Source organism: Salinivibrio sp. SS3, from assembly GCF_001722105.1.
In the GTDB taxonomy this organism is placed as follows: domain Bacteria; phylum Pseudomonadota; class Gammaproteobacteria; order Enterobacterales; family Vibrionaceae; genus Salinivibrio; species Salinivibrio kushneri.
The window spans coordinates 1-4,147 of sequence record NZ_MEBQ01000034.1; the positions used below are offsets into that span (position 1 = coordinate 1).

At 48.4% G+C, this 4,147-nt stretch carries 4 protein-coding genes; all 4 read left to right on the plus strand.

The features are described from left to right. Positions 1-182 precede the first annotated feature (182 nt). The 4 genes from rfbB (at position 183) to rfbC (ending at position 3,660) form a co-directional block, all read left to right on the plus strand. Positions 183-1,253 carry a dTDP-glucose 4,6-dehydratase gene (gene rfbB, locus BGL48_RS11350; protein ID WP_069362747.1) on the plus strand — a complete coding sequence of 357 codons (1,071 nt, stop codon included), beginning with the start codon at positions 183-185 and terminating at the stop codon, positions 1,251-1,253. Between the two features lie 77 nt (positions 1,254-1,330). Then, positions 1,331-2,239, plus strand: a complete 909-nt coding sequence (gene rfbA, locus BGL48_RS11355; RefSeq protein ID WP_069362748.1) for a glucose-1-phosphate thymidylyltransferase RfbA — start codon at positions 1,331-1,333, stop codon at positions 2,237-2,239. Further along, positions 2,217-3,098, plus strand: coding sequence for a dTDP-4-dehydrorhamnose reductase (rfbD, locus tag BGL48_RS11360; protein WP_069362749.1), 882 nt, complete (start codon positions 2,217-2,219; stop codon positions 3,096-3,098). Before rfbA ends, rfbD begins: the two co-directional genes overlap by 23 nt. Positions 3,099-3,102: 4 nt before the next feature. Beyond that, positions 3,103-3,660 (plus strand): dTDP-4-dehydrorhamnose 3,5-epimerase, encoded by a 558-nt coding sequence (gene rfbC / locus BGL48_RS11365; RefSeq protein ID WP_069362750.1) that lies wholly within the window; start codon positions 3,103-3,105, stop codon positions 3,658-3,660. Positions 3,661-4,147: the final 487 nt, after the last annotated feature.

A 4,147-nucleotide genomic window follows, 5' to 3' on the forward strand; every position in this document is an offset into this window, starting at 1 on the left:
CCTAGGTCCTAGGAACTTTATCTGCAGTACGATAGGCTTCCGTAATCCGTCCCCCTTCATCTGTTTTCAAACTTCTGGGATCTTGTCCTGCTCCTTGCTCTAACCTAATACTTTGTAAGATAATTCCGAAACAATTTGGGTGGTGCGGCTTGCTAGCACGACTGCAAAAACAAAGGACAATCATGAAGATTTTGGTAACGGGGGGCGCCGGGTTTATTGGCTCGGCGGTAATTCGGCATATTATCGACCACACGACAGACTCGATCGTCAATGTTGATAAGCTAACCTACGCCGGTAATTTGGAATCCCTCACCGGATGGGAAGATAACCCGAGGTATGCGTTTGAGCAGGTTGATATTTGCGATCGGGAGGCGCTTGAACGAGTATTTACAACCCATCAGCCGGACGCGGTAATGCATTTAGCGGCTGAGTCACATGTTGATCGTTCCATTGATGGGCCGGCAGCATTTGTGGAGACCAATATTATCGGTACCTATACCTTGCTCGAGGTGTGCCGCCAATATTGGAATGGGCTCGATGATAAACGTCAAGCGGCATTTCGCTTTCATCATATCTCCACCGATGAAGTGTATGGCGATTTGCACGGCACCGATGAGCTGTTCACTGAGACTACCCCTTATGCGCCATCAAGTCCTTATTCAGCGTCGAAAGCATCGAGTGACCATTTAGTACGTGCTTGGCAACGCACTTACGGCTTGCCAACGATTGTGACGAACTGCTCCAACAACTATGGCCCTTATCATTTTCCAGAAAAACTGATCCCGCTTATGATTCTTAATGCCTTGGAAGGTAAACCGTTACCTGTTTACGGTAATGGCTTACAGGTGCGTGATTGGCTGTTTGTCGATGATCATGCTCGTGCGCTGTATCAAGTGGTGACGAAAGGCGCAGTAGGCGAAACCTATAATATCGGCGGCCACAATGAGAAGCAGAACATCGAGGTCGTGAAAACGATTTGTGCCATTATGGATGAGCTTGTTCCCATGCATAAACGGGGCTATCTGGAAGGGACACAACATGCATCGCTGATTACATATGTTCAAGATCGCCCTGGCCACGATGTTCGCTATGCGATTGATGCTGGCAAAATTGAACGCGAGCTTGGTTGGACGCCACAAGAAACCTTTGAATCCGGGATCCGCAAAACGGTGGAATGGTATCTGACCAACCGTGAATGGTGGCAGAGAGTCCTTGATGGCTCTTACACACGCGAGCGGCTAGGCGCGAACTAGCTTCCACACTTTTTCAAATCTTTGCTTTTTGCTCGCGGGCGTTTGGGTCTGGGAGCTTGGATCTAGGACTGTTTTTTATGAAAGGAATTATCCTTGCTGGCGGGTCAGGATCGCGTTTGTATCCACTCACGCGCGGCGTCTCCAAACAGCTGTTGCCGATTTATGACAAGCCGATGGTGTTTTATCCGCTGTCAACCTTGATGTTGGCAGGCATTCGCGACATTTTGATCATTACTACGCCTGAAGATAACGCCGCGTTTAAGCGTCTTTTGGGGGATGGGTCTGATTTTGGTATCCATCTGGAGTATGCTGTTCAGCCAAGCCCGGACGGATTGGCTCAGGCGTTTATCATTGGTGAAGACTTTATCGGCGATGATAATGTCTGCTTAGTGCTGGGCGATAACATTTTTTACGGTCAGTCTTTTTCAAATACACTTAAACGTGCTGCAGCGCGAGAATCTGGCGCGACCGTTTTTGGTTATCAAGTCAAAGATCCTGAGCGTTTTGGTGTGGTTGAGTTTGACGAGACAATGAAGGCCATATCGATTGAAGAAAAACCGTCAGCGCCAAAATCCCAGTTCGCGGTCACAGGGTTGTATTTTTATGATAACCGTGTGGTTGAGATGGCAAAGCGAGTCAAACCGTCAGCCCGTGGTGAGCTTGAGATTACAGCGATTAATGAAATGTACTTACATGATGACGCGCTTAATGTCGAGCTATTGGGCCGTGGTTTTGCTTGGCTGGACACCGGTACCCATGAAAGTTTGCACGAGGCATCGTCGTTTGTGCAAACCATTGAAAATGTGCAAGGGCTAAAAGTCGCCTGTTTAGAAGAGATTGCGTGGCGACAGGGCTGGCTAAGTGACGAGCAATTACTGGCGTTGGCCGAGCCGATGATGAAAAACGATTACGGCCAATATTTAGCAAAATTGGTCAGTGAGTCAACAGCAAAAGGGCAGTCTGATGCGCGTTCTAATAACCGGTAGTCAAGGGCAAGTTGGTCACTGTCTGGTCGAGCAATTGATGGATAATGAGCAAGTCACTATGTTGGCTTGCGACAGGCATCAATTAGATATTACCGATCGTTCCGCGGTGATGAATAAGGTCAGTGAATTTAAGCCGGCGGTGATTATCAATGCCGCGGCGTACACAGCAGTTGATAAAGCAGAAAGCGATCGTGACCGAGCCTACGCTGTCAACCAAAAAGGCGCACAACACCTAGCAGAAGCGGCTGAACAGCAAGGCGCGGCGCTGTTACATATTTCAACCGATTATGTCTTTGCGGGCGATAAAGAAGACGCCTATCACGAACAAGACTGCCCTGAGCCACAAAGTGTGTATGGAGCGAGTAAACTGGCTGGTGAGCAGGCGATACAAACTGCGTGTTCAAAGCACATTATTATCCGCACGGCATGGGTGTTTGGTGAGCATGGCGGTAACTTTGTTAAAACCATGCTTCGCCTAGCGTCTCAGCGAGATAGCTTAAGCATTGTTGATGATCAGGTAGGCGGGCCGACGTATGCGGGCGATATCGCCAAGGCGTTGATCCATATCGCCCAGTGTATTGACGCAGGAAATGACGTAGCCTATGGCGTCTATCATTTTGCTGGTGAGCCGCATGTGAGTTGGTGTGAGTTTGCGTCGACGATTTTTACCCGTGCTTATGAGCAAGGTGTGTTAAAAGCAACACCCATTGTGACACCTATTTCAACGGCTGAGTACCCAACGCCTGCCAAACGCCCCGAGAATTCGCGCTTAAATACCAGCAAAATCATGGCGCATTTTTCTATTCCAGCGAGTGATTGGCAACGCGCACTTAGCAACCTTATTTGTTACCAGGATTAACCGAATGCAAGTAATTGAAACGACCATCCCCGACATCAAAATTATCGAGCCGTCAGTCTTTGGCGATGAGCGGGGCTTCTTTATGGAAACTTGGCATCAGCAACGTTTTGATGAACAGGTTGCAGGTAAGTCTACGTCGTTTGTGCAAGACAATCATTCTAAGTCGGCGCAGGGAATATTGCGTGGGTTGCATTATCAAACCCAGAATACACAGGGAAAGCTTGTTCGCGTGGTCAGTGGTGAGGTGTTTGACGTGGCGGTTGATCTGCGCCAAGGCTCTCCGACCTTTGGACAGTGGGAAGGCATTTACTTATCCGCTGAGAATAAACGCCAACTGTGGATCCCAGAAGGCTTTGCGCATGGGTTTTATGTAACGAGTGAAGAAGCCGAGTTTGTCTATAAGTGCACGGATTTTTACAACCCAACTGGTGAAGTGACCTTACAGTGGGATGACTCCGAGCTCGGTATTCAGTGGCCGTTGAAAGCCGATCCTCTCCTATCAGAGAAAGATAAAGTAGGGAAAAGCCTCGCTGAACTGCGTAACCTGGGCCTTCTCTTTTAGTTTTAGTCATCTGTATTCGTGAATGGGAATCCGCAGAAGAGCAGGGAGCAGGTCCTAGGACCTAGGACCTAGGACCTAGGAACTTTATCGACAGAGCCAGGCACGATACGCTTTTCCGTAATCCGTAATCCGTAATCCGTAATCCGTAATCCGTAATCCGTAATCCGTAATCCGTATTAGAAATCTTGAATACAGAGCGCTGCGCTTACAGAATACGGAGAAGAGCAGAAAGCAGTTCCTAGAACCTAGGACCTTTATCGACAGAGCCAGGCACGATACGCTTTTCCGTATTCCGTATTCCGTATTCCGTATTCCGTATTCCGTATTCCGTATTCCGTATTCCGTATTCCGTATTCCGTATTCCCCATCATCTTCCCTAGGACCTAGGACCTAGGATCCTAGGCCCTAGGATCTCCCTCCCAAATAATAACACAACTATCCGAAACACTTCGACGCAGCCACATACTCGCAGTACCTACTTATCTTG

What these genes read in the sequence shown, in the direction of transcription:
- rfbB (WP_069362747.1), top strand. Translation starts at nt 183, where the DNA reads ATGAAGATTTTGGTAACGGGGGGCGCCGGGTTTATTGGCTCGGCGGTA.
- rfbA (WP_069362748.1), top strand. Translation starts at nt 1,331, where the DNA reads ATGAAAGGAATTATCCTTGCTGGCGGGTCAGGATCGCGTTTGTATCCA.
- rfbD (WP_069362749.1), top strand. Translation starts at nt 2,217, where the DNA reads ATGCGCGTTCTAATAACCGGTAGTCAAGGGCAAGTTGGTCACTGTCTG.
- rfbC (WP_069362750.1), top strand. Translation starts at nt 3,103, where the DNA reads ATGCAAGTAATTGAAACGACCATCCCCGACATCAAAATTATCGAGCCG.